Here is a 23,871-nt window from a genome sequence, read left to right as displayed (position 1 = left end):
TTTCAATCCGTCTTTTTTGGGATAAAACGCACTTCTAAATCAAGTTTTATGCCTGTCTGGGCAAGAACTTCGTCTTCAACAATGCGCACCAGCTCCAGAAATTCCTTACAGGAGGCGTTGCCGTCGTTGATTAAAAAGCCTGCATGCTTGGTTGAAACCATTGCATCGCCTACTGCCCGGCCCTGCAAGCCGCACTGATGGATCAAAGCCGACGCATAGCCCTGGCTTGGGCGCTTGAAGGTGGAACCCGCTGAAGCTTTATCCATTGGCTGTTTCGAATAGCGTTTATCATGCAGTTCCTGAATCTTGGCATGGACTTCTTTGGAAGGCTTGGGTTCAAATTGAAGATCCGCATAGACAACCACCCCAAAATGATCCGTAAACCAGGAGTGACGGTAGCCTAAATCCAGATTGGTCGCATCAGCTTCGTGCAAATCACCATTTTCATCCAGATACCCAACGGATTTCAGGATATCCTTGAATTCCCCATCATACGCGCCGGCATTCATAATGACGGCCCCGCCAACTGTACCTGGAATTCCGCTGGCAAATTCAAAGCCGCCCAGGCCATGATCAGCCAGCCATAGCGCCAGATCGCCGTTTTCCTGCCCGGCATAGACCCGAACAGTTGTTTCATCCATTGGCTCAATTCCAGCCAGTTTATCAGAAATATGAATGATGGAGCCATCATAGCCCTCATCTTCGAATAACATATTGCTGCCATTGCCAAGAATCACCAGCGGCAGATTGCTTTCTTTGTGTTCTTTTAAAATTTCCTGAATCTCAGCAATAGATTCCGGCTCGTAAAAACGGGCGGCTTCCCCACCGATTTTCAAAGTTGTATAGTCTTTGAGCTGTACACCTGTTTTATAGTTCATAGAACTCCTCCTTAAAGTGGATTTGATTTTTCGAATGTGTTTTTGTCAGACAGCCAGCTTAAAAGCAGCCGGATGAACTCGATATTCAGTCTGATCAACGGACTGAATAAGCCCAGATTTTTTGGCGCTATCTTGATAATCTTGATAGCCTGAGAGAATTATATCGTGAATTGCGCCCTGAACAATGCATTCCAAAGGCATTGTCTGAAGTCGACCGGAAGGGAAAGAGCGGCTGAGTATCTGCTGGTTCGCTTTCTTCTGATTGATTCCCGCTTTCTCTGTCTGATTCTGCTCCGTTCGGGCTGCTGTCACTTGATTCTGGAGCCTGCCCACTCTGCTGGCCATTGTCACCAGCCGGCTGTTGTCGCTCCATTCAGGCTGCTGTCCGATTGTTTCCCTCCTCGCAGGCAAACACCTCTTTCGTGCAGAAAAAAGCGCCGTGACACGAGTGTACGGCGCTTGTAATGGTTTGCCTGGAATAGCGGCTGATGCATTCGACAAGTCCAGAGACTGATCAATCGCCTTTCTATTTCGGCTGGTTGCCAGTTACAGACAGACGGTTGATGGCACGCTGCATAGCCAGTTCGGCACGCTGCATCTGGGTTGTGGAATCACGTTTTTCGATCCGTGCTCTGGCGCGCTTGTAGGCGGCCTGAGCACGTGGAATATCGATTTCGGCTTTGCCTTCGATGGCATCGCAAAGCAAGGTGGCTTTGTTTTCATCGAAATGTAAAACACCGCCAGAAATCGCATACTCTTCCTTGTTTCCACCCTCAAGCGTCAGAGTAAGCTTACAGGGGACCAAAGACATGACAATTGGCATGTGGTTTGGCAGCAGAGTAAATTCACCCACAACACTTTTGGCGTGAAGAGCGGATACAGGTTCTTCAAGATAGCGGCCTTCAGGCGTAACAATCTTGAGATCGATCACTTGACGTCTTCCTCAATCTGTTTTGCTTTTGCGACAGCTTCTTCAATAGAACCTACGAACATGAAGGCCTGCTCTGGCAGGTTGTCATATTCACCGGATAACAGTTTCTCAAAGGAATCGATCGTAGTTTCCAAAGGAACGTATTCTCCCTTAATTCCAGAGAAGACTTCGGCGACATGGAATGGCTGAGACAGGAAGTTACGGACACGTCTTGCCCGGTTAACGATCTTCTTGTCTTCTTCGGACAGTTCGTCCATACCCAGAATGGCGATGATATCCTGCAGCTCATTGTACTTCTGCAAAATTTCCTGAACACCGCGGGCAACTTTATAATGACGTTCTCCGATGACCTGAGGATCCAGCATACGGGAAGAAGATTCCAGCGGGTCTACAGCCGGGAAAATACCCAGGGCCGCAATGGAACGATCCAGTACGGTTTTTGCATCCAGGTGGGAGAAAGTTGTTGCTGGAGCAGGGTCAGTCAGGTCATCTGCAGGGACATAAACGGCCTGGATGGACGTGATTGATCCATCTTTGGTCGAAGTGATTCGTTCTTGCAGCTGACCCATTTCAGTGGCCAGGGTTGGCTGGTAACCTACGGCTGATGGTACACGACCTAACAGCGCGGAGACTTCAGAACCAGCCTGTGTGAAACGGAAAATGTTATCAATAAAGAGCAGTACGTCCTGATGTTCAACATCACGGAAGTATTCAGCCATTGTCAGTCCGGTCAGACCAACTCGCATACGGGCACCTGGAGATTCGTTCATCTGGCCATAAACCAGAACGGTTTTATCCAGTACGCCGGACTCTTTCATTTCCCAATACATGTCGTTTCCCTCACGGGTGCGTTCACCAACGCCTACAACGACAGATTTACCACCATGTTCAGAAGCGATGTTGTGAATCAGCTCCTGAATCAGTACGGTTTTGCCGACACCGGCGCCACCGAACAGACCGATCTTACCACCACGGGCATATGGGGTAAGCAGGTCAATTACTTTAATTCCCGTTTCGAGGATCGCCGATGTGGTTGACTGTTCGTCAAATTTTGGCGCTTCCCGATGAATCGGGGCATAGTGTTTGGCGTTGACCGGACCAAGTTCATCGATCGGCTCGCCAAGGACGTTAAACATACGGCCAAGCACTTCTTCACCGATTGGGGTCTGAATGGGTGCTCCCGTATCAATTGCTTTCATACCGCGGACCAGTCCATCGGTAGACCCCATCGCAATGCAGCGAACAAGGTCATTACCGATTCCCTGTGCAACTTCGACAGTCAGAGACTTGTCGTCAGCCAGAGGGATTTTAATTGCGGTTAACAGGTCAGGGAGTTTGCCGCTGGCAAATCGGATGTCGACAACAGGACCGACGATCTGAGTGACTACCCCTGTATTCTGTGTGTCATTTGTGACTGGTGCAGATGCTACTTTGTTTTCCATCACAGATTCGCATCCTTTCTACTTCAGGGCGTTGGCTCCGCCAACGATTTCTGTAATTTCCTGGGTAATCGCAGACTGTCTTACACGGTTGTATTCGAGGTTGAGTTTATCCAGGAGTTCTTCCGCATTATCGGTCGCATTTTCCATCGCCATACGGCGGGAGGCCTGTTCACTGGTCTTGCTTTCCATGTATTTGGAATACAGAACGGATTTGGCAATCATTGGAATCAGCGAAGCGAGCATAACGGATTTTTCCGGTTCGAAAATCGTCTGGGCTCTGACTTTCTTTTCCTGCGTCGCTTTTGGCGGCGTTGGCGGAAGCAGGGTTTCTACTTCCGGTTCGAAAGTCAGGGTATTGACGTAACGAGTGTAGAGCACTTTGATCGAGCCGATCTTATGCTCATTGAAAAGCCGGAGAGCTTCATCGATGCAAGAAGACAACACCTGGTAGGCATCATCTTCATTGAGGTCGATGAACGTTTCGTGAAGCTGAATATTTCGAGACTTCGCCCATGAAGCCCCGTGAGAGCCGATCATGACCACATAATCAACATCTCGCAGCTGGTTTTCAAGGGTTTTGAAGACATTGGCATTGTAGCCGCCGCAAAGGCCCATATCGGACGTAATGACAAACAGGAAGGAAGGCTTGGACTGATCATCTTTGAGCAGCCGGCTGCCTTGATCCGCTCTGGCAAGAACCATACCGAGAACTTCCTGGAGTCCGTTGGCGTATTCGCGGTTTTTTTCCATGTTCGTGCGTGTTTTGGCAAGTTTCGCGCTGGCGACCATCTGCATGGCATTGGTGATTTTCTTGGTTGAACCGACCGACGCGATTCTTCCTTTAATCGCCTGCTTGCTTGCTGGCATACTACAGTCCTGCCTTTACTTTGTAATCTTCAAGGAAGCTGTCCATCAGCTCCTTGATTCTGGCAGTCAGTTCGTCATCCAGCACTTTCTTTTCAGCGATCTCTTCGAGAATTTCTGGATGTTCGGTCTTGAAGAACATCAGCATCTGATCTTCGAAATCCTGAACTTTATCGACTGGAATCGTACGCAGATATTTGTATTTGCCCGTGAACAGCGAAAGCACTTCTTCCGGCATGGAAAGCGGAGAATACTGTTTCTGAACCAGCAGCTGGGTCAGACGGTTACCATGGTTCAGAACTTCAGCCGTTGCAGCATCCAAATCAGATCCGAATTTGGAGAAGGCCTCCATTTCGGCAAACTGAGCCAGTTCCAGTTTCAAAGAACCGGAAACCTGCTTCATGGCTTTTACCTGCGCAGCCGATCCTACACGGGATACGGAAAGACCGGAGTCTACAGCAGGACGAAGACCGGCATTGAACATATCGGTCTTTAAGAAGATCTGTCCATCGGTAATGGAAATAACATTGGTTGGAATGTAGGCGGCGATATCACCGGCCTGGGTTTCAATGATCGGCAGGGCTGTTAAAGAACCGCCGCCATGGTTTTCATTGAGACGGGCTGCTCGTTCGAGCAGTCTGGAATGCAGATAGAAAACGTCACCTGGGTAAGCTTCACGTCCTGGTGGTCTGCGAAGCAGCAGGGCCATTGCACGATAGGCTACGGCATGCTTGGACAAGTCATCGTACACAATCAAGACGTCCTTGCCGTTTTCCATCCATTCTTCACCGATCGCACAGCCAGCATAGGGTGCAATGTACTGTAATGGGGCTGCTTCCGATGCAGTGGAGACAACGACGGTCGTGTACTCCATCGCGCCAAACTGTTTGAGTTTTTCAACAATCTGGGCAACGGTGGATGCTTTCTGACCGATCGCTACATAGATACAGTTCACTCCCTGACCCTTCTGGTTGATGATCGTATCGATGGCAATCGCAGTTTTACCTGTCTGTCTGTCACCGATAATCAGCTCACGCTGACCACGGCCGATTGGGATCATGGAGTCAATAATTTTCAGACCAGTCTGTAAAGGTACGGATACACTTTTACGGGTCATAACACCCGGAGCTACCCGTTCTACCGGACGCAGGCTGGTTCCTTCGATAGGGCCTTTACCATCAATAGGCTGACCGAGCGCGTTGACAACGCGGCCTAACATGCCGTCGCCGACAGGTACTTCGACAACGTGGCCAGTCCGTTTAACAGTATCCCCTTCTTTGATATCCGGATTATCACTCATCAAAACAACGCCGACCTGGTCTTCTTCAAGGTTGAGCACCATGCCATAGACATCGTGCGGGAACAGAAGAAGTTCGGACATCATAGCGTTTTTCAGTCCATAAACGGTTGCAATCCCATCCCCAACACTGAGGACGGTTCCGCTTTCGTTCATTTCTACATCTTTGTCAACATTCTGGATCTGTGCTTTGATCAGTTTTGAAATCTCTGCGGGATTTAAACTCATTCACATCACCTGTTTTCAGCTTTTGACAAGCTGTTCTTTCATTTTTTCAAGCTGACCGAGATAGGTCGCATCCAGAACGGAATCTTCGGTCTGGATCTTCATACCGGCAATCAGCTTTTCGTCGATGCTGCACTGCAGTCGTACCTGGCCGCCAAGTTTCTTTTCGAGAACAGCGGTCAGTTTTTCTTTCTGTGCTTCATCCAGTGGAGCAGCAGAAATGACTTTTACCGTCTGAATGTGACGGCTTTCGTCGAGCAGCCTGGCGTAATCGTCGGCAATCTCTGCCAGGCAGCCGGCCATCGAATGACGGCAGACAACTTTCAGAAAGTCCTGATACGGTTCTGAAAAATCTCCTTTGAAGATTTCGAGAAGCATCTTCTCTTTCTCTACATTGGAAATTGCCGGATGGCGCAGAACCTGGATCAGCTGCTCATTTTCCAGAAGGACGGTTCTGGTTTTTACCAGTTCTTCTAAAAAAGTGTCTTCCGCTCCAGTATCCTGTCCGATGGACAGCAGAGCCTGTGCATAGGGCAGGCTTTTGTCTACCATCTGCCTTCACCTGCCTGATCAATCAGTTTGTCGAGAATATCTTTCTGCTTGTCGGCATCGATTTCCTGTTCAAGAATCTGACCTGCAGCGGCTAAAGCGACATCGGTAATGGCATCTTTCATTTCTTTCTGTGCTTTCAGTTTGTCGCGTTCAATATCTTCATGCGCTGCGCGCTCAATATTTCTGGCCTGATTCTTCGCAGAATCGATGATCTGGGTTTTCTCGGCATCCGCTTCGCGGCGGGCCTGATCAATAATCTGGTTGGCTTTGGCACCTGCGGATGCCAGTTGGGCATCGTATTTGTCTTTCTGGACTTTGGCTTCCTGTCTGAGTTTTTCAGAAGCGTCAATATTGTCCTGAATGAGTGCCTGCCGTTTCTGGATAAACGCTAACAGCTTATTCCAGAAGAAATGTTTGCAGATGACGACGATGATGAATGTTGAGATGCATACCAGAAGAACATCCGGCCAGGATATTCTTAAGTAGTTATCAATATTGAAATCAATCATCGGATCTCACCACTTTTTCTTAGCCTTTAACAAAGATAAGCAGAATGGCGATGATCAAAGCATAGATACCAGTGGTCTCGGCAAGCGCGATACCAAGAACCATGATGGACTGGATTTTACCGGATGCATCCGGATTGCGGCCAACCGCTTCGGCACCTTTACCAGCGGCAAAACCCTGACCAATACCAGGACCAAGACCAGCGACCATAGCGATACCAGCACCAAGTACTGCCATACCTCTTACGAATTCTTCATTAAACATAATGTCTGATTTCTCCTTATTTATAAGGCGGACACCATCACTCACAAGCAGAGTCCGCCTGCTTCAGTTTTAAGCCAGAGACCTTCTCGATCGTCTGGAGGCAAGTCGTGAACAAACTTGCGCTAGGCAAATCGGCTGTCCAGAGAATTCCAGATGTCTCTGCTTTTCCTGAAAACAAAAACTATTCTTCGTCTGGAACAACTTGCTGTCCCAGGAAGTAGGTACCCAGGGTAAAGAAGATATAGGTCTGAATCACGCCCGAGAAGATATCAAAATACATATGGATAAACGGGGTAAGCGTCAGGCCCAGGTAGCCCCAGGGTGCAATCGATTTGATCAGTGTGTAGATCAGTAAAGAAATAATGGATCCAGCCAGGATATTACCGAAAAGACGCATGGTCAGCGAAATCGGCAGAGCAAGTTCTCCAATAATATTCAAAGGCGTTAACAACCACATTGGCTCGGTCAGCTCTTTGAGGCGGGCACCAAGACCGTGCTTGGTAATGCCGTGGGTCTGGATCATTAAGAAAAACATCAGCGCAAGGGTTGCGTTGAACGATACGTTGGATGTTGGGTTCTGAAAGCCAATCAGTCCAACCAGGTTTGCAAGCAGCATACCGACCATGATCGTGCCAAACATTGGCAGATAATGAACGGTCTGCTCTTTCAGGTTGCCCTTAATGACATAAAGGCAGAGATTGTAGAGCTCCTCGGACCAGTAGACAATGCCTGTCGGGGCTTTGGCCGGGTCCGCATTTTCAATTTTTTTGCCGGCAATACAGGCCACAATGGCCATCACCACACAAATGACCAGCCAGACGAGAATCGACTGGTGGATCGGAAAATCAAAGGAGCCGATATGGATTACAATCTGAGAAACGTCACTCATTTTCGGTCCTTTCGTTGTTTGAGAGAGTACAGCACCAGGCTGGCTTTCTGGGCAATAATCCCTGCAAGCATAGCAAGCACACTGAATTTCATCAGCCATGCTCCAAGTCCCAGGCAGACTGCGTAAAATGCATACCGCAGATAGTAGCCTGTTCTTCCTTTGCTCTTTCCTTTCTGGACGGACACAGTCAATCCATTGACCATGGAACAGATCATGACAAGTCCCGCCATCGCAACCGCACTGCCGTAGACAACACCCAGGCAGGCCAAGGTGCGTTTCGATACCGGCCATAAAAGCCAGAACACAACCAGCAGGACAGCATCCAGTGCGAGTGTGATGTAAAAAGAGTCTTTGATGATGCGTTTCAGTCCATCACTCATAGTTGTTATTTGGTTTTCTTCCCTTTCTTCTTATTGCGATACAGAAGAACAAAAAAGCTTCCAATGATCGCATACAAAGTCAGGACGATGATCCACACCGGGCGCATACCTGTCCAGGAATCCAGAAGATATCCAATCCAGATGCAGACCAGCAAATTGATCAGCAGAAAACCAGAGAACTTAGCAGGAGACATTACTTTGTTCCAAAAATACGGTCTCCGGCATCGCCAAGACCTGGAACGATATAGCCGTTTTCATTGAGTTTTCCATCCAGAGCAGCCAGATAAATGTCAACATCTGGATGATGTTCCTCAACGTTTTTCACGCCTTCTTCGGCTCCGACCAGGCAGACCAGTTTGATATTCTGTGCGCCTTGTTTCTTAACCATGTCAATGGCCGCCACGGCACTGCCGCCAGTTGCCAGCATTGGGTCTACAACGATTGTGACCGCATCTTTGATGTTCTTCGGATATTTTTCGAAGTACGTATGCGGCTCGAGGGTTTCTTCGTCGCGAAACAGACCAACATGGGCAACTTTTGCGGTCGGGATCAGTGTCATGATTCCGGAAGTCATTCCAAGTCCGGCACGCAGAATTGGAACAACAACAACGTCTTTAGCCAGCTTATAACCAGACATTTTGCTCAATGGCGTTTCAATTTCGTGGTCAACAAGCGGCAAGTCTCGTGTTACTTCATAGACCATCAGGGAACCAATCTCATCAAGATTATCTCTGAAGTCTTTGGTACTGGTGTTCTTATCCCGCATGATTGTCAGCTTATGCTTAATCAGGGGATGATCAAAAACCGTTAACAAAGTGAATCACCTTCCTTTATCCTTCCCATTATAGCAAAACCAATGCTTTCCACGACGGGAAGGCTACCGGTCTTTCCAGCCATTTTGGCAGATATGCATCAGAAGGTTTTTTCGAAAGTCTGAACGCGAAACACAAACGCCAGCCAGCAGATCTTCGCGCCCGGACTATCGATGAATATAATCCTTCAAAGTCAGCCGCCGCAACTGATCTGCGATGTGAAATCTTCGAGTATTCCTGTCGATACGCACTGAGAAAAGCCAGTTTCAGACCATTTTCTAACCCTTTTGCCTGCCGCTTTCATCCCCTGTACCCTTCCACTCTTCGCAAGCCCTTTCATCTTCCTTTTGCAAGTCTTTCATTCTGGCCCTGATACTGCCTTGTGAATCCATTCACCCGCTTTCTTGGGGCAGTCTGCGTCATTGTGTTAAATTTATTCGGTCGTCATTCAATTTTCCTTTCTGATCAGACAATTATTCTCCTGCTTCCGATCTTTATTTACCCTTTATCTTTCCAGATTTTTCATTCATCCTTTCATATGGGCCGCCCGGACAGAATGGGCAGGACATTCGCCCTTCCGTATTGTTGAACAATGCTGCCATAATTCGAATGCCTTTCCGGTTTTTTCATGGCGACACTCTGTCAATTCTGATGATCATCCGAAAAGGAATTTTCAAAAACCAATGCTATTCTGGACAAAGAAACAGAAATCCATCCGTCGATTTTTTCGGAACATCCATATGCTTGCGGGATTTTTTTTGAGGGAAGCGGAAGAATTGTGAACCATTTCAATTCCGTTTTTCTTCCTTTTCTGCTCAGTTCTTTGCTGATTCTCTTTTCTTGGAGCTGAAATTTTCATCTATTCTGGATGAAAACAACCAGAATTTATCCCTTTTCAATCGGCCGGATTTCTGGAAAGGACCCCCTTTATGGCTCAAGAACAATACATCTATCAAAACACACCAGATAACGCCAACCGTTTTGTCATCGGCACGGTTGGAAACAATCCATTGATCGTCATGAGTATCAACCCGTCTGTCGGCTCCCCGACTCAGACTTCTTCCACGCTGGGTTCCGTGCGCCATATTGCTGCCGATTATGGCTATGACAGCTGGATTATTCTTTGCCTGTATCCGCAGCGTGCAACCCATCTGGATGAACTGACAGAATTTGCCAATCAGGATCTGATCAATGAAAACAACAAAGTCATTGATGAAGTTCTCTCCAAATTCCCCAACCACAAAATCTGGGCGGCCTGGGGCACTCACTACTTTGACCGTCCCTTCTTTGCGCCCTGTCTTGCAGAGATCTTAAAGATCGCCGACAAATACGGCGATACCTGGATGCATTATGGACCACTCGATGAAGATGGCGCCCCACGCTATTGCCTGTATCTCGAACCCGGTGAAGGCTGGTATCCATTTGACTGCCAGGCCTTCGTTAACCGGACCAATTTCTAGATCCTGCTCGCTCTTGCTCTGCCCAGAAGCCGCTCAGCCAGCTAAGTTGTCAGTTTCACCGCCCAATCCGCATGGACACGCAAAAAGCCTTGCAAACGATACTTACAAAAGATATTGCCCTAGCAAAGCGCAATGCAGGCAGATCATAAGATCATAAGATCAGTTTTATGGAAGATAAACAAAAAGGGACTGTAATGATTCGCTGCTATTTAAACAGTGAATGACTACATCCCTTTTTTTATTCATGGGGTTTTGCACATCCAACCCCACCCATGGATGAGTTAAGAAGCGAAGGGCCTTTCGAGCGTTGACTCTGAGCAGCTGAAAAAAGAAGAGCAATCGAACAGACCACTCAGGGGCTTGTCGCTATGACAATGGAAAAAGATCCTGAAGTGACTGAGAAAGTCCAGTTCTTGCTGGAACAGTGAGGAATTGTGGCTTCATTCCAAAGTAGTTCCTTACAATGTCCGTCAATGGAGCAGCACAGACTTTAACAACAGTAATAAAAAACCGACCTTTGAAAAGAGGTCTTTTTGTTGTATCCATTCGTAGTGAACTACTCGGCCATTGAATGGCCGAGAATTCCCGCTCCATGTCCTAAAGACTTTCATATTTTGTGTGTTCTGCTCAACCTCTGATCGACACTGCGGCCAGGCCAGAGTTTGGAAGATCCTTACCGGATCTGTTATCTGGCTAATTAAGCGGAGCAAGAATAATAGGAGCAAGAATAACATAAGAAAAAGCGAACCATGAAGTAAAAGCATGCGTAAATTTTGCGTAGATATTTGAGATATCGCAGGATCTGTTTTATACTTGACCTATGAAAGGAGTCATTACACGAGAAGGCACCAATCATATTTCTGGATTTACAGCAGGATTGCATCGTTTGCAATCCTTCCTCTAGAAATTTATGTTTTCACCCGATCTGGCCGATCTGCATGACGGAAATAAACCTAATTAAATTACAAAAACATGAATCAGAGTTCCATCCCATTGGCTTTTTGAGTAGTCTTCGGATTTAGGATCACTTCAACAGTTCTTTAGGTAAAGAATATTGAAGAGCTGATTGTGGATAGAAAATATTCAGAATACGATTGAGATAAAAAGATAGCCTTGTGCCAGTACTTATTTGAATAAAAACTTGTTATTCTAAAAAAAGGAGGATACCGTGCCCGATAAAAACTCACTTTCCGAACCTGCAAAATATCTGGCTTTTCCAAAGCCCTGGATTGATAGATGGATTAAGCTGATTCTTCAATTCAAATTATTTCCGGCTTTTATCGCAAAGTTTGCCAATCCAGAAGAATGCGGAAGTCTTTCCATTGAAGAAATCATTCGCTTAATCAGTGATCCTTCCCGTCCGTTCCTGTTCGATTCCGATGTTCTTCATCAGAAAATGGCTCATACCTCTGTTGAAGATACCGACAGTTCCGGAACTGTCCGTTTTGATTACCTCAGTCATCTGCATAATGACCGCAAGGAAATCATGCTTTTGAATATTGAAATTCAGAATCATATTTCCATTCAAAAAATCGTGGACCGTACGATTTATTATGTGAGTCGTCTTTTCTCATCCCAGAAGAACAGCGACGATGCAGGATTTGAAAACGATAATTATGAGCAAATGACGCCGGTTCGTTCCATCTGGATTTTCCCATTTGCAGGAAAAAAGAGTCACTCCCTTCGAATCCGCCTGCATAGCGATGAATTTATGTTAAGAATCGAGGGGCACGACGCAAAAATGGTTCTTCTCGATGAACTTTCAGAAGATATGCTTCCGTATGCTCTTGCTTTCCAGCACGAAATGGAAATCACCATGATTTTCATTGGTGATGATTACGATCAGGCTATGGATAAGGATATGGATAGTCAATCGCTTGTCAATCCCGCTTTATACATGGGCATGCTTTTCCGCAATCCGAATCAGGCTGAAAAAATCAAATTCTTAGAAGAGAAAGGTGGGTTAACCATGCTGACAACCATTGAAAAACAGGAAATTAAAAACGTAGATGGTCTCAATTTTTTTTCAGATAGACAGATGAGACAATTTGACGAGATGGAGAAACAGCGAGACGAATCCGAAAGACGTGCGCGTGAAGCAGAGAAACAGCGGGACGAATCCGAAAGACGCGCGCGTGAAGCAGAGAAACAGCGGGACGGATCCGAAAGACGCGCGCGTGAAGCAGAGAAACAGCTGCGTGAATTGAAGAAACAGCTGCGTGAATTGAAGAAAAGCGGCATGGATGAGGATGCTATGAATAGACTCATCTACTCCTGGACAGAGGAAGAAAAATAAAAAAACGATTTAACTATGCTGACAACCATTGAAAAACAGGAAATTAAAAACGTAGACGGTCTCAATTTTTTCTCAGACAGACAGATGAGACAATTTGACGAGATGGAGAAACAGCGAGACGAATCCGAAAGACGTGCGCGTGAAGCAGAGAAACAGCGGGACGAATCCGAAAGACGTGCGCGTGAAGCAGAGAAACAGCTGCGTGAATTGAAGAAACAGCTGCGTGAATTGAAGAAAAGCGGCATGGATGAGGATGCTATGAATAGACTCATCTACTCCTGGACAGAGGAAGAAAAATAAAAAAACGATTTAACTATGCTGACAACCATTGAAAAACAGGAAATTAAAAACGTAGACGGTCTCAATTTTTTCTCAGACAGATGAGACAATTTGATGAGATGGAGAAGCAGTTGAACGAATCCGATAGAAGATATCAGATTTTATCTCTCTATCTTAAGAGCAGCGGCATGGATGAGAATGCTATGAATAGACTCATCTACTCCCCGACTGAAGAAGAAAAAATCAAAAGGTGATAACTTGGTCCATTCCCAAATCTCGAAATAGTAGGGATTATTAAAATACTTGTACTTGAGATTGGGTGCTCTTCAGTCTGCCCGTAAACCAGGTAGCTCAACCGATTCTAACGGTCGTCAGAAAAGAAGATAAGAAAAGCTGCCGTTGAGAAAATACTCTCAACGGCAGCTTTTTTGAATGTGATTCCTTTGATGATCTGGACTTTTCAGGAAATTGTAACCGAACCCTGACACTTCATTTGCAACAAAGTGAAAGATCTCTATAAAATCTTTATATAAGGTAATATTAAAGCTATATATCCACTTTTAGCTACAAGAACCGCATTCAAAGTTCGGCTATAATTGTAACCGAAACATTTAGCTAACAGCATTCTTCTATTTTCATTTTTATAGATATAAATGATTTATATCGGGCTTGCGATAAATGTATAAGAGTGTCCTTAATAAACCAGTTTATAATTTGATGATTCTCGGTTAAGATCGTTGCAAAGTTTAAGCATATAAATAAATTCCTGAACTTTTCAGTGAATTGTGACTGGTGTTCAATTATGATTAAAATCATAAACGCGAAAACAAGCTATTTATTCTTTATATAAGAAAAAAATAGCTTGTTTTCCGTATAAAGCAGTGTATAATTATGGTATAGATAGTTAAGACGCAGATCTCGCTTAACAATAAAGAGGAACGATTATGGTATATTACTCAACTCTTGTTCAAGTCCCTTCTGAAAACATTCATAAATCCCGTAACTATATCTATCTCGTTACTGGACGTGAATACTCCAAGGAGAAAAAGTGTAACATCTATCAGAGAACGTTGATTGGTAAAATTAATCCAGCAGATAATCAGACGATGTATCCTAACGAGAGCTACTTTAAGCTCTTCGAGTCTGAGAAGCCTGAAGAAGATCGTTCACAGCCCAATCTCGACCACTCTGATGTGCAGAGGATTGGAGCAGTTGCCATGACCAGAGCTCTTATGGAAGATCTGTCTCTGCTGGAGAAACTGAAACTTGTATTTGGAGATGAAGACGCAAATCTTATCGCAGATCTTGCTGCTTATATTTGTTTATCAGGATCTTCAGTTATGCAGCACTTTCCTGCCTGGGGATACGATCATCCTCTTTATAGTGATACTGCACTATCCGATTCATCTATCAGCCGCTTTCTAAACCAATCGATTACTCCAGGACAGACTTACGCTTTTTTGAAGGAGTGGAACAAAGGAAGAAGCAGACAGGAGACTCTTTACGTCAATGGCGATGCCACCAACATGAATACTGATGGCTGTGGAATCGAACTCGCTGAAATGGGCTATGCCAAAGATGATAAAACAAAGCCACAGGTTAATATTGCCATCGCTGCTACGGCTAAAGACAATCTTCCTCTTCTCTATGATCTTTATTCGGGAAGCTATAATGATGTATCAGAATTCCCTTATATGATTAGAATGTGCAGTGAATTTGGATACAAATCTATCGGTTTTATTCTGGACAGAGGATATTTCTCCAAGGACATTCTGCACTCTCTTCGCGACAAGGGTTACAAACTGATCATGATGCTTAAAGATAATAATCTTTGCGTTAAGCAGCTTATCAGTGAACACGGGAAGCTGTTAAAAAGGAACTGGCAGGCCTATATCGATGAACACGATGTTTGTGGAATTACAATCCCAGGTCCCTTGTTTAAAGATGATAATGAAGTCTGTTACAGACACCTGTATTACAGTCAGGCCCTGGAACTTAAAGAATCACGTCATCTCATGGCAACTCTGAATAAATACAAGGGCGAGCTCGACAAGAGAATCGCAGAAGGCGATCTGAAAGCGGATGAAGCGAAACGCTATGCCAGATATTTTGATTTGGAGCTTTCTGATGGTGTGGTTGTTTCATACAAACCAAATGATGTCAACATCGAATATGAACAGGATATGCTCGGATTCTTCGTTATCGCTTCGACAGAAGATATGGATGCCGCTCAGGTTTTGACAATCTATAGAGATCGGGACGCAGTAGAAAAGCTTTTTGAGTTTATAAAAACAGAAATGGACTGTAAAAGATTCAGAGTTCATAGTGATGAGAGTCTGGGGTCAAAGGTATTTATTGTTTTTATTGCCACAATTCTTCGCAGCCAGATCTATACCCGTATGAAAAAGATCAGAGACAAGGATAAAAAGCACTTTACTGTCCCCGCAACAATTAAAGAACTGGATAAGATTCTGGCTGTTCGCCAGGGAGATGATGAGCCATTTATCAGAAATCGTAAGCTGACTGCGATACAGAAAAAGATGTTAAAAGAATTTGGTGTAACTGAAAAAGATATAGACAAATTGATAAAGTCAATATAAGAATGCCCCCGATCTATCTGTTAGAGCTGATAAATCGGGGGGTATTTTACTCTAAGGAACATTTTCCTGAAAAGTTCAGGATAAATTGCATATATAAATCGTTTTTTATACTCGTTACTCAGCAGTCACCAGGTAAAACCAGATTTTAACCTTCCAAACCTTCCATCTGGCACTTCTTATCTTTGTTCTTCACCATATTTCTGGCTTTTAATCTTCCAAGTCCTGGTCTTTGACTGGATAGCTGGGCAGATCGTACAGATAAATCAGGTCTTCTGGAAGCTCAGGCTGTTTCTCGGCGGCACAGACCACATGTCCGGCTTTCATTGCTTTTGCTTGGGCAATCAGCTCTTCCAGAGCTCTGGTTGTTCCCCCCGCCCCATAGACATCGTCAACCAGCAGAATCTTTTTTCCTTCGAGGTTTTCAGCATCGTCCTCTGTCAGATACAGCGTCTGAAAACCGTTGGTTGTTACAGACTTGTACTCAGCTTCCACCATATGATGTTCACCAGGTTTGGCTTTACGTGCGACCACGGTAGAAGTCATTGCTGGATTGACAGCTTTCATCCACCGGATTGCAATAGCATGCGCCAGCGCATTGCTTTTGGAGACCGGATTGAGAATCGTATCAAACTCGAGCCCTGCTTCTTTCATCTGTTCAACCAGCAGGTCGGCCATGTGCTCAATCAGGTCTGCCTGACCAGAAACATCCAGAAAGGCGACTTTGTTTGAGCCGATGATCTTGAAAGGCAGATCGAAGTCTTTTTGCGACAAGGTTACGCGTAAAATATCCTGACCATTGCTTGTCAGCTCCTGAGTTTTGACCATCTTGTTTTTCATATTCTTTTCTTCTTTCCTCAGGCACACACCCAGATCTCAATCTATATTTCTGGCCTGTCCCTGCGATTTTCCATCCATATTCTCTGAATCCATTATCTTTTTGATTCCTGTTTGAATACCGACAAGTATAAATCCACTCGCATCACTTTGGACTTTCTGATTTGAAATTTACCAATCTTTCTGCTCATTCATAATTATTTGATCGATTTTCAGATTGTTTTTTCGTTTTCTCTTTTCCCTGTGCAAAAAACTCCAAAGGACATGAATTCCACAGACCATGGATCATAGATCTCATGAATAGGGGAAAGCTGATATCTGTCCTTTGGAGTTTTTCTTGATCCCAAAGATTTGTCTGGGTCAGTGTAAAGGTCTGGACGAACCCGATTCGAGAAGCCCGCCAGGAATCTCCGGAAGTTCAAAATCAAAGTCATCTTCTGGAATCTCATCTGGGCTGGAATCAAACGCAAAACCTGAAAACTGTGGACGGCTAGATTGTCCTGGCTGTTCGGTGAGCCATGCAGCCTGGGCTGAACGGCTCTGAATTTCAGAGGCCGTTTGCCTGTTCAAGATGCCTTGCTTTTTTTGAGAGCTGTCAATTAGCTGGGATTTCTCACCATTCTGGATGGTATTGGCCTTTTGTGATGCAGGAGTATGCTGGATTTCCGCCTGCGTTTTCCGATTTTCTTCGGGATGCATCGATCCAAAATGCAGAGGTTCCCATTGGGCAGCGGCCTGAACGACCAGGTGGCTGGTGTCCCAGGAAAGCAGCTTGAGCCGCTCAGAAAACGCCTGTAAGGCAAGCTGCGGGGTGTTGGCTTCTTCAGATAAGTGAGCCAGGACAACCTGGCATGTTTTCGGAGTAATCAGGCGGGCAAGCAGTCTGGAACTGTCCGCATTGCACATATGACCAGTATCAGAAGCAATGCGCTGTTTGAGCCAGAAAGGCCGGTTGGTCTGCTGGAGCATTTCCAGATCATGGTTGCTTTCGAAAATATAGTAGTCAGCCCCACTTAAAGATGGATACAATTCAGCCGGCAGATACCCGGTATCCGTGATATAAACCAGCTTTTCAAAGCCATCATCAATCACAAAACCCATGCTTGGACCGGAGTCATGAGATGTAGCGACGGCTAGGATCGTCAGATCGCCGATGACAAAACGCGAAGGTCTGGCCACCGTATGGAGATCGAGCTGGACCGGGTTGCCCTTATAGTCTTTGGCGCTCAGCGGACAGCATGTATAGATCGGAATCTGGGTAAACATGGCCAGCTGGCGGATATGGTCGGAATGGGAGTGCGTAATCAAAAGTGCATCAAGGGTATCTGGCGTCAGATCTGCCGACTGCAAAGACTGCATCATGTACCGCTTGGTGCTTGGGCCGCAGTCGATCAGAATCGAGGTGGTGGCGGTGCGGACCAGGCAGGAGTTACCTTTGGATCCGGAGCAGAATAAATCAACCCGCATAGGCGTTTAACCCGTTTCCTGCAGCCATGGATGAGAATAAGGAACAGGCTTTTTCAAAGACGAGTTCGACTTTTCCGGTTTCACCGTTTCGATGTTTTTTCAACGAAAGATCAACCACTTCGGTGGCATTATCTTCATCCGGGTTGCTGTTGTAATACTGCTCGCGATAAATGAACATGACAATATCGGCATCCTGCTCGATTGATCCCGATTCACGCAAGTCGGACAGCTGTGGTTCGTGGTTGGTTCTCTCTTCCACTTTACGGGACAGCTGTGACAGGGCAATGACCGGGCAGTCCATTTCTTTAGCGAGAATCTTTAAGTTTCGACTGATCTCGGAGACTTCCTGCTGACGGGAATCCCCGCGTCCGCTGCCGGAGATCAGCTGCAGGTAGTCAATGACAATCAAGGACAGCGATCCTTCCTGATTGCGCAGCTTGCGGCACTTGGAAAAGATCTGGCTGACTTTGATCATACTGGTGTCATCAATAAACAGCTTGCGTTCAGAAAGACTGTTGCAGGCGATGTTCAAAGAGTTCTGATCATCCGGATCGAGTTTGCCAGTGGTCAGCTTTTTCGAGTCAATATGACCCTCAGCAGCCAGCAGTCGTTTGACTAGCGAGGTGCCTGGCATTTCCAGTGAGAAGATGGCGACGGCCCCTTCGTTGCGGCGGGCAACCTGGTTGGCAAAATTCAAAGCCAGCGCTGATTTTCCCATCGCCGGACGGGCAGCCAGAATGATCAGGTCGCCGCGATGGAAACCGTTGGTCATCCGGTCCAGATCCGAATAGCCAGTGGCAATTCCATTGACTCCCTGGTTGTTGCGGATCATTTCCAGCTCATGACGAATTTCTGTGACCAGATCCCGGGACGATTTGAAGTCGGTTCCCTTACGGCGTCTGGTGACATCCATTAACATTCGTTCGGAGTCATCAAGAATGGCATCAATTTCAGCTGTGGACGTCCCGGCTTCATCAGCGATTTTATCCGCTGCATCAATCAGCTTGCGCAGCTGGGATTTGTTCTGAATGGTTTCAATGTAAGTTGATGCAGCAACCTGGGTTACGGCTGCATCCATCAGGGAAGACAGATACTCCAGACCGCCGGTGGCTTCCAGATCCTGATTCTCAGTCAGGCGCTGGATCAGTTTTTCAAAATCTGGCAGCTGGCCATTGTCTGTGACTTCCAGCAAAGCTTCATAAATTTTCTGGTGCGCAGGAACAAAAAACTCGGAGGCACTCAGATCGGCATCCCTGCACAAGGCAAGAACTTCCGGGTATACGAGTATGGCTCCGAGCAGAGACTGCTCCATGCGCTGGGCATTTGGCAGTTCGCGAATCATTGACTATTCGCCCTTTGCGCTGACGTGCACGTTGATGGTTCCGATGATTTTTCCTTTATACAGGTCGACTTTGACTTTGGTTGTGCCTAAGGAATCAACGGGTGTATCCATGATGATTTTGCGTTTGTCCACCTGGATCTGGTGGTCAGCTAAAGCTGCAACAATCTGTTTGGAAGAAATCTGTCCAAAGGTGTTGCCGCCTTTACCAGTGTTGAGCTTGAATTCAAGCGTCAGATCTTTCAGCTTTTCAGCAGTTTCTTTGGCCAGACGCTGATTTTCCAGATCCTGCTGGCGCATTTCTTCTTTGCGGGCATCCAGATCTCTGGAAGTTTCTTTGTTAAAAGGTTCGGCAAGACCTTTCTTGATCAGAAAGTTGCGGCCGTAACCATCTGCCACTTCCTTGACTTCATCTTTTTTGCCGACATTTTTGACATCAGTCAGTAAAATTACTTTCATATTTATCCCTCCTGATCGAGGAGGCCTTTCAGCTGGTTGAGCGCCTGAATCAAAGTAAGATCATCCCGTTCAGCCGCAGCCGCAGCGAAATGGCCTCCGCCATTTAATTTCTCCATAATTTTCTGAACATTGACCGTTCCATCACTTCTTGCCGAAATGGCAGTGTGGCCATTATTCTCGTTTGTACCAATCGTAAATGCTGCCCGGCAGCCTTTAAATTTTAGCAGGGCATCCGAGATCTGGGAAAGCTCGGTGCGCGTAACCGGTTCAGGCAGGACATCAATCAGATATTTATCTTTATAAGTCTGCGCTTTCTCAATCAGCTGACTGCGCTTGCGATATTCCTCATAACTTTCCTGGAGCGCTTTTTCCGCTGTTTCAGCATTGGCACCCCATGAGCGCAGAATGCCGGCCGCCTGGAAAGTTCGCTCAGATGTGTGCTGCTTGAAACGGGCTGTATCCACCAGAATTCCAAGATACATGATTGTGGCTTCCATTTCATAGATTGGAATCGAAACATTTGAAGCCTGCAGCAGTTCTGTCATCATTTCACACGTGCTGGAAGCCTGCGATTCAATGTAAGAAGTCAGGACATTATCCGGAAACTGCTCCGACCGGCGGTGATGGTCGATAATGATCGTCCGGCCGCCGTGCTCAAGCAGACGCTTGCCCGAAGAGATCTGCGGATTGGAGTGATCAACCATAATGGCCACATCCTTCTTGGGATCCATCAGCTCAAGGGCTTCATCTTCGGTAATCAGATGATGTCTGCTGTTAAGCGATTTGCCATAGTCATCCAGCGTAGACTGAAGCTGGGCATCTCGCGGCACGTTTTTCAAAACAATATAAGGTTCTTTATGCAGTGCACGCACCCAGTTGGACATGGCCAGTGCCGCTCCCATGGCATCGAAATCTGTATTGACATGCCCCAGAATAAAGACCTTATCGGCATTGCGGACAAGATCCTGAATCGAACTGCCCACAATGCGCACCCGGACTTTCGAACGCTGACTGGCTTTTTCGGAATTGCCCCCGATAAATTCAATCGGCTGTGTTCCATCTTTAATGGCCACCTGGTCTCCCCCGCGAGACTGGGCGATTTCCATGACTTCATTGAGCGTCTTATCCAGTTCCAGAAAACTGGGGCTGTTTTCCACCAGTACGATTGATAATGTAATCGAAATATCCATCCGGGCTGAAATATCTTTGATTCGCTGCAGAATCTGGAAATTCTGGCGGCGGATCTGGTTAAAGATTGCTGTATCCATCAAAAGCAGATATCGGTCCGAACGGATCCGGCGGATAAAAATCCCGTTTTCTTTCGCCCAGGCGATCAGCGGACCACGGATACGGGTATTGATTTCGTTGAGAATTTCTTCGTTGTCATAGCTGGAATATTCATCATAGTTATCCAGGTTGAGCAGGCCAACAACAATGGAACCACGGTCAATCCGTTTCTGGAGACTTTCAACATCGGTGATGTTTTTGACAAACAGCACCTGGCTGCCCTCTTTATGCGTGACTTCAAAATATTGGCCTTGATATTCCCCCGTAATGGTATCGACATGCTCTTCAAACAGATCGCGCATGTTCTCAAAAAAAACGGTCAGTTTCTGATTGACCAGATTTGGAGCAATCTGGCGCAGATAATCAGACATCCAGGTACAGACGTATTCATCATTGTAAGTCATGATCCCGACTTCGCCAAATACGAGCGCATCCTTGGCATCTTTACCAAGGACGCGGCTGATTTCGACTTCTGTCTGAATTCCCTTCAGTTTTATCGCCCGCCAGAACGTACTGAACAGAATAAATGAGATCAGAGTGATCAAAAGTACTGTAAGGCTGGCTACCCATTCCTGGCGCAGCCCATAAAAAACCGTGCAGGCCAGGCCAAGAAGCAGCAAGAACAGATACAGATAACGCCACTTACTAAAACGTTTCATGATTTTTCCTCTTCAGACGGTACGATAAAGGGCGGATACGCTGTCCTATCGTTGTACCTCCTCGTACCAGTAAAGGTGGTCCTTGTCCTACTTCTATTCATTTCTATTTCTCTCCTGACTATTCCACTGAATAAGGCAGTCAACACCGACCATCCTTCAGCTATTCCATTCCTGGAAAACAAGATCCGCCTGTCCAAATGGTCCAGACACTCTATGACCAACTGCACGAGACTGACCAAAAAGCACTTGAAGCTGGAGTTTGCCCGCCAGACTGTCCTGCATTGCCAGTTTCTGTTCTTCGCGCTCTTTGGCAAAGCCTGCCTGCCCGACAATTGTCTAATCGCACAGAACGAATATTATGTTGCCACTTATGGCATAAAACTTGATCTGGCCTGAAGATTTGCAGCGCCTCATCCTGCTGCTCACCGATTCAGGAATCTCTATCTCTTAAAACAAAAATTCGAATTATACTTTCGGTTTGAGTCCCTGATCTGAGTCACTTGATGCAGGGACAAACAGAACCGATAAAAATGGTCAGATCCAGGATCCAACCACTCATTTTTTTACCTTTACAAAGGCTGCTGCTGTTGTCTGCTGCCTAGACAGCGATACGGATCTGTCTCAAACGGGGCCGTCAGCCATCAGGCGGACTTTGGCTTCCGTTTCCGTATTTAAATCTTCATATGGAGTTTAGTTCTGGGGCCCCGTGACAGACAAACTTTACAGCCGCCGCAAAACTTCGTCTCATTTCTTCTTTTTTATTCTTTTTTATTCTCTTTGTTGGAAAAGATTATCTTTCTTCCTGAATGATTGCCTTCAGATCATCAATGCTTTTTCCTTTATAGATTGCATCCACCAGACGCCCAGTCAGCTTGGACTTAGCAAAGGTCAGCATCACATATTCGGCAACAATCCGATCTATCGCATCTCGATCGGCATACTTTCTCAACTCAGAAAGAGAATTAATTCTGAGTCCTTCATCTTTGTTGCTTTCTTTCATACTTTTTCTCCTTTATTATCTATTACTTCTATCTATTACTTCGCAGAGTATTGGTCAAAATCTGTCGGGAAATTTCCTGTTTTCAGACGGCGGTGCCGGTTCGCCTTTCCTGTTTGCTTTTTATATAGTAGCAGCGGCAATACCATTTGATTGTAGTAAATCCAAAACAAAGAATCCATATCATACAGCAAGATACCACAAGATCATCTTGCAAAATCCTCCTGCAAGAGCGTCAGCAGGATTTCAGGCTTTGTGATTGCGCGTGGAATCAAATGAATGTCGAAGCAATGACCACCAGCCAACAGCTGCATAGATTAGATTCACGCCCGGAATAAAAGCACCCAGAATGATCAGCGTCGTATAGATCGAGGGTCCGTGCTTTTTTATTCCCCTTCGAACCAGGACAGTCGTTCCCTTTGCGATCAAAGCACAGAAACAGACCACGATTAAAATCACAAGTAAATCTTTGACTCCTGATGGACATGATATCACACCCGTCAAAGTCAGAAACCAGATTGGGAGAAGAAGTGTAAACAACCACGAAAACCATGGATGAATCCCCACCCTCAGACCCAAATTGGAGACTGTAAGCGTTTTATCCACCTTCAGTCCCACCACAATACTCATACAGGCTAACGCAAAACTTTCCAGAAATCCCATCAGTCCGGAAAGAATCAGCAGCAGGCCATTCCAGGAAAGAAATGGCGAAATCCACTGGAACAATTCTTTTTCCATGCTCATGTCATATCCAAATACTGCTGCAAGCACACTCACTTCCAGATAATTTAAAAGCGTCATCACTCCAAAACAGAAAGCCGCTGTCCAGACCAGGCCGATGCGCTGATGAATCCCCCAGCCAAAAACCCATCCTGCCGCCAGCATACTGCCGGCAATCAGCCAGGTCGTCAAAGAACCAAGCATCAAGGTCAGAATAAACATCGCCACCAGCGCACACAATGAAACCTGCGGGGTCTGCTTGATGGCACAGATCAGAATTGGAAAAGCAAACAGATACGGGAAAAGAGACTCGACCCAGAGTCCGGTCAGCGTATTGGCAAAAATCATGACGCCATAAACTGCACAAAGCATTCCCGCCTGGGCAATTGATTTTGTCTTCATTTTTTTATCTTACAACGATCCTACCGTCTCG

24 protein-coding genes are annotated in these 23,871 nt (G+C 46.0%); 5 read left to right on the top strand and 19 right to left on the bottom strand.

Annotated elements, in window-relative coordinates; genetic code table 11:
• Positions 1–2: 2 nt before the first annotated feature.
• The 12 genes from murB to upp all read right to left on the bottom strand — a co-directional run bounded on the left by murB (position 3) and on the right by upp (position 9,043).
• Positions 3–905 carry a UDP-N-acetylmuramate dehydrogenase gene (gene murB / locus U4956_RS10990; RefSeq protein ID WP_323091500.1) on the bottom strand — a complete coding sequence of 301 codons (903 nt, stop codon included), beginning with the start codon at positions 903–905 and terminating at the stop codon, positions 3–5.
• Positions 906–1,404: 499 nt separating this feature from the next.
• Positions 1,405–1,809 carry an ATP synthase F1 subunit epsilon gene (gene atpC, locus U4956_RS10985; protein ID WP_323090735.1) on the bottom strand — a complete coding sequence of 135 codons (405 nt, stop codon included), beginning with the start codon at positions 1,807–1,809 and terminating at the stop codon, positions 1,405–1,407.
• Positions 1,806–3,251 carry a F0F1 ATP synthase subunit beta gene (gene atpD, locus U4956_RS10980; RefSeq protein WP_323090733.1) on the bottom strand — a complete coding sequence of 482 codons (1,446 nt, stop codon included), beginning with the start codon at positions 3,249–3,251 and terminating at the stop codon, positions 1,806–1,808. Before atpD ends, atpC begins: the two co-directional genes overlap by 4 nt.
• Positions 3,252–3,269: 18 nt before the next feature.
• A complete protein-coding gene (gene atpG, locus U4956_RS10975) occupies positions 3,270–4,118 on the bottom strand; it encodes an ATP synthase F1 subunit gamma (protein ID WP_323090732.1) in 849 nt (282 codons plus the stop codon).
• Between the two features lies 1 nt (position 4,119).
• The gene (gene atpA / locus U4956_RS10970) at positions 4,120–5,640 is read right to left on the bottom strand and encodes a F0F1 ATP synthase subunit alpha (RefSeq protein WP_323090731.1); all 1,521 of its coding nucleotides are present in this window, start codon (positions 5,638–5,640) and stop codon (positions 4,120–4,122) included.
• Between the two features lie 15 nt (positions 5,641–5,655).
• A complete protein-coding gene (gene atpH / locus U4956_RS10965) occupies positions 5,656–6,189 on the bottom strand; it encodes an ATP synthase F1 subunit delta (protein ID WP_323090730.1) in 534 nt (177 codons plus the stop codon).
• The gene (gene atpF / locus U4956_RS10960; RefSeq protein ID WP_323090728.1) at positions 6,183–6,698 is read right to left on the bottom strand and encodes a F0F1 ATP synthase subunit B; all 516 of its coding nucleotides are present in this window, start codon (positions 6,696–6,698) and stop codon (positions 6,183–6,185) included. Before atpF ends, atpH begins: the two co-directional genes overlap by 7 nt.
• Before the next feature lie 19 nt (positions 6,699–6,717).
• Entirely contained in the window at positions 6,718–6,960 is a 243-nt protein-coding gene (gene atpE, locus U4956_RS10955; RefSeq protein WP_323090727.1) for an ATP synthase F0 subunit C, read from the bottom strand.
• Positions 6,961–7,141: 181 nt separating this feature from the next.
• Positions 7,142–7,849 (bottom strand): FoF1 ATP synthase subunit A, encoded by a 708-nt coding sequence (locus U4956_RS10950; RefSeq protein WP_323090726.1) that lies wholly within the window; start codon positions 7,847–7,849, stop codon positions 7,142–7,144.
• Positions 7,846–8,229 carry a hypothetical protein gene (locus U4956_RS10945; RefSeq protein ID WP_323090725.1) on the bottom strand — a complete coding sequence of 128 codons (384 nt, stop codon included), beginning with the start codon at positions 8,227–8,229 and terminating at the stop codon, positions 7,846–7,848. The genes U4956_RS10950 and U4956_RS10945 overlap by 4 nt, the downstream gene beginning before the upstream one ends.
• A 5-nt stretch (positions 8,230–8,234) precedes the next feature.
• Positions 8,235–8,423 carry an AtpZ/AtpI family protein gene (locus U4956_RS10940; RefSeq protein ID WP_323090724.1) on the bottom strand — a complete coding sequence of 63 codons (189 nt, stop codon included), beginning with the start codon at positions 8,421–8,423 and terminating at the stop codon, positions 8,235–8,237.
• The gene (upp, locus tag U4956_RS10935) at positions 8,423–9,043 is read right to left on the bottom strand and encodes a uracil phosphoribosyltransferase (protein ID WP_323090723.1); all 621 of its coding nucleotides are present in this window, start codon (positions 9,041–9,043) and stop codon (positions 8,423–8,425) included. Before upp ends, U4956_RS10940 begins: the two co-directional genes overlap by 1 nt.
• A gap of 927 nt (positions 9,044–9,970) precedes the next feature.
• Between upp and U4956_RS10930 the strand changes: the two genes are divergently transcribed.
• The 4 genes from U4956_RS10930 to U4956_RS10915 all read left to right on the top strand — a co-directional run bounded on the left by U4956_RS10930 (position 9,971) and on the right by U4956_RS10915 (position 15,676).
• Positions 9,971–10,501: a DUF1643 domain-containing protein gene (locus U4956_RS10930; RefSeq protein WP_323090722.1), complete on the top strand. Its 531-nt coding sequence runs from the start codon at positions 9,971–9,973 to the stop codon at positions 10,499–10,501.
• Positions 10,502–11,669: 1,168 nt separating this feature from the next.
• Positions 11,670–12,797 carry a hypothetical protein gene (locus U4956_RS10925; protein ID WP_323090720.1) on the top strand — a complete coding sequence of 376 codons (1,128 nt, stop codon included), beginning with the start codon at positions 11,670–11,672 and terminating at the stop codon, positions 12,795–12,797.
• A gap of 15 nt (positions 12,798–12,812) precedes the next feature.
• Positions 12,813–13,097 carry a hypothetical protein gene (locus U4956_RS10920; protein ID WP_323090719.1) on the top strand — a complete coding sequence of 95 codons (285 nt, stop codon included), beginning with the start codon at positions 12,813–12,815 and terminating at the stop codon, positions 13,095–13,097.
• A 923-nt stretch (positions 13,098–14,020) separates the two neighbouring features.
• Positions 14,021–15,676, top strand: coding sequence for a transposase (locus tag U4956_RS10915; RefSeq protein WP_323090717.1), 1,656 nt, complete (start codon positions 14,021–14,023; stop codon positions 15,674–15,676).
• Between the two features lie 207 nt (positions 15,677–15,883).
• Here U4956_RS10915 and U4956_RS10910 read toward each other — a convergent pair whose 3' ends face one another.
• The 5 genes from U4956_RS10910 to U4956_RS10890 form a co-directional block, all read right to left on the bottom strand.
• Positions 15,884–16,513, bottom strand: a complete 630-nt coding sequence (locus U4956_RS10910; protein WP_323090715.1) for a phosphoribosyltransferase family protein — start codon at positions 16,511–16,513, stop codon at positions 15,884–15,886.
• Between the two features lie 357 nt (positions 16,514–16,870).
• Complete coding sequence (locus U4956_RS10905) at positions 16,871–17,977, bottom strand: MBL fold metallo-hydrolase (RefSeq protein WP_323090714.1); 1,107 nt, start codon at positions 17,975–17,977, stop codon at positions 16,871–16,873.
• Positions 17,967–19,319 carry a replicative DNA helicase gene (dnaB, locus tag U4956_RS10900; RefSeq protein WP_323090713.1) on the bottom strand — a complete coding sequence of 451 codons (1,353 nt, stop codon included), beginning with the start codon at positions 19,317–19,319 and terminating at the stop codon, positions 17,967–17,969. Before dnaB ends, U4956_RS10905 begins: the two co-directional genes overlap by 11 nt.
• 3 nt (positions 19,320–19,322) lie before the next feature.
• Positions 19,323–19,775: a 50S ribosomal protein L9 gene (gene rplI, locus U4956_RS10895; protein ID WP_323090712.1), complete on the bottom strand. Its 453-nt coding sequence runs from the start codon at positions 19,773–19,775 to the stop codon at positions 19,323–19,325.
• Positions 19,776–19,777: 2 nt separating this feature from the next.
• Positions 19,778–21,721, bottom strand: a complete 1,944-nt coding sequence (locus U4956_RS10890) for a DHH family phosphoesterase (RefSeq protein WP_395529446.1) — start codon at positions 21,719–21,721, stop codon at positions 19,778–19,780.
• Positions 21,722–21,934: 213 nt separating this feature from the next.
• Between U4956_RS10890 and U4956_RS10885 the strand changes: the two genes are divergently transcribed.
• Complete coding sequence (locus U4956_RS10885) at positions 21,935–22,117, top strand: hypothetical protein (protein WP_323090710.1); 183 nt, start codon at positions 21,935–21,937, stop codon at positions 22,115–22,117.
• 394 nt (positions 22,118–22,511) lie between these two features.
• Here the strand turns inward: U4956_RS10885 and U4956_RS10880 are convergent, their stop codons facing one another.
• The gene (locus tag U4956_RS10880; RefSeq protein WP_323090707.1) at positions 22,512–22,721 is read right to left on the bottom strand and encodes a hypothetical protein; all 210 of its coding nucleotides are present in this window, start codon (positions 22,719–22,721) and stop codon (positions 22,512–22,514) included.
• 243 nt (positions 22,722–22,964) lie between these two features.
• Entirely contained in the window at positions 22,965–23,840 is an 876-nt protein-coding gene (locus U4956_RS10875) for a hypothetical protein (protein WP_323090706.1), read from the bottom strand.
• Between the last annotated feature and the right edge of the window lie 31 nt (positions 23,841–23,871).

This window comes from Allobaculum sp. JKK-2023, assembly GCF_034745455.1.
Taxonomy (GTDB): domain Bacteria; phylum Bacillota_I; class Bacilli_A; order Erysipelotrichales; family Erysipelotrichaceae; genus Allobaculum.
Note: the sequence above shows the minus strand (reverse complement) of the source record. Positions and strands in the feature narration are given on the sequence as shown.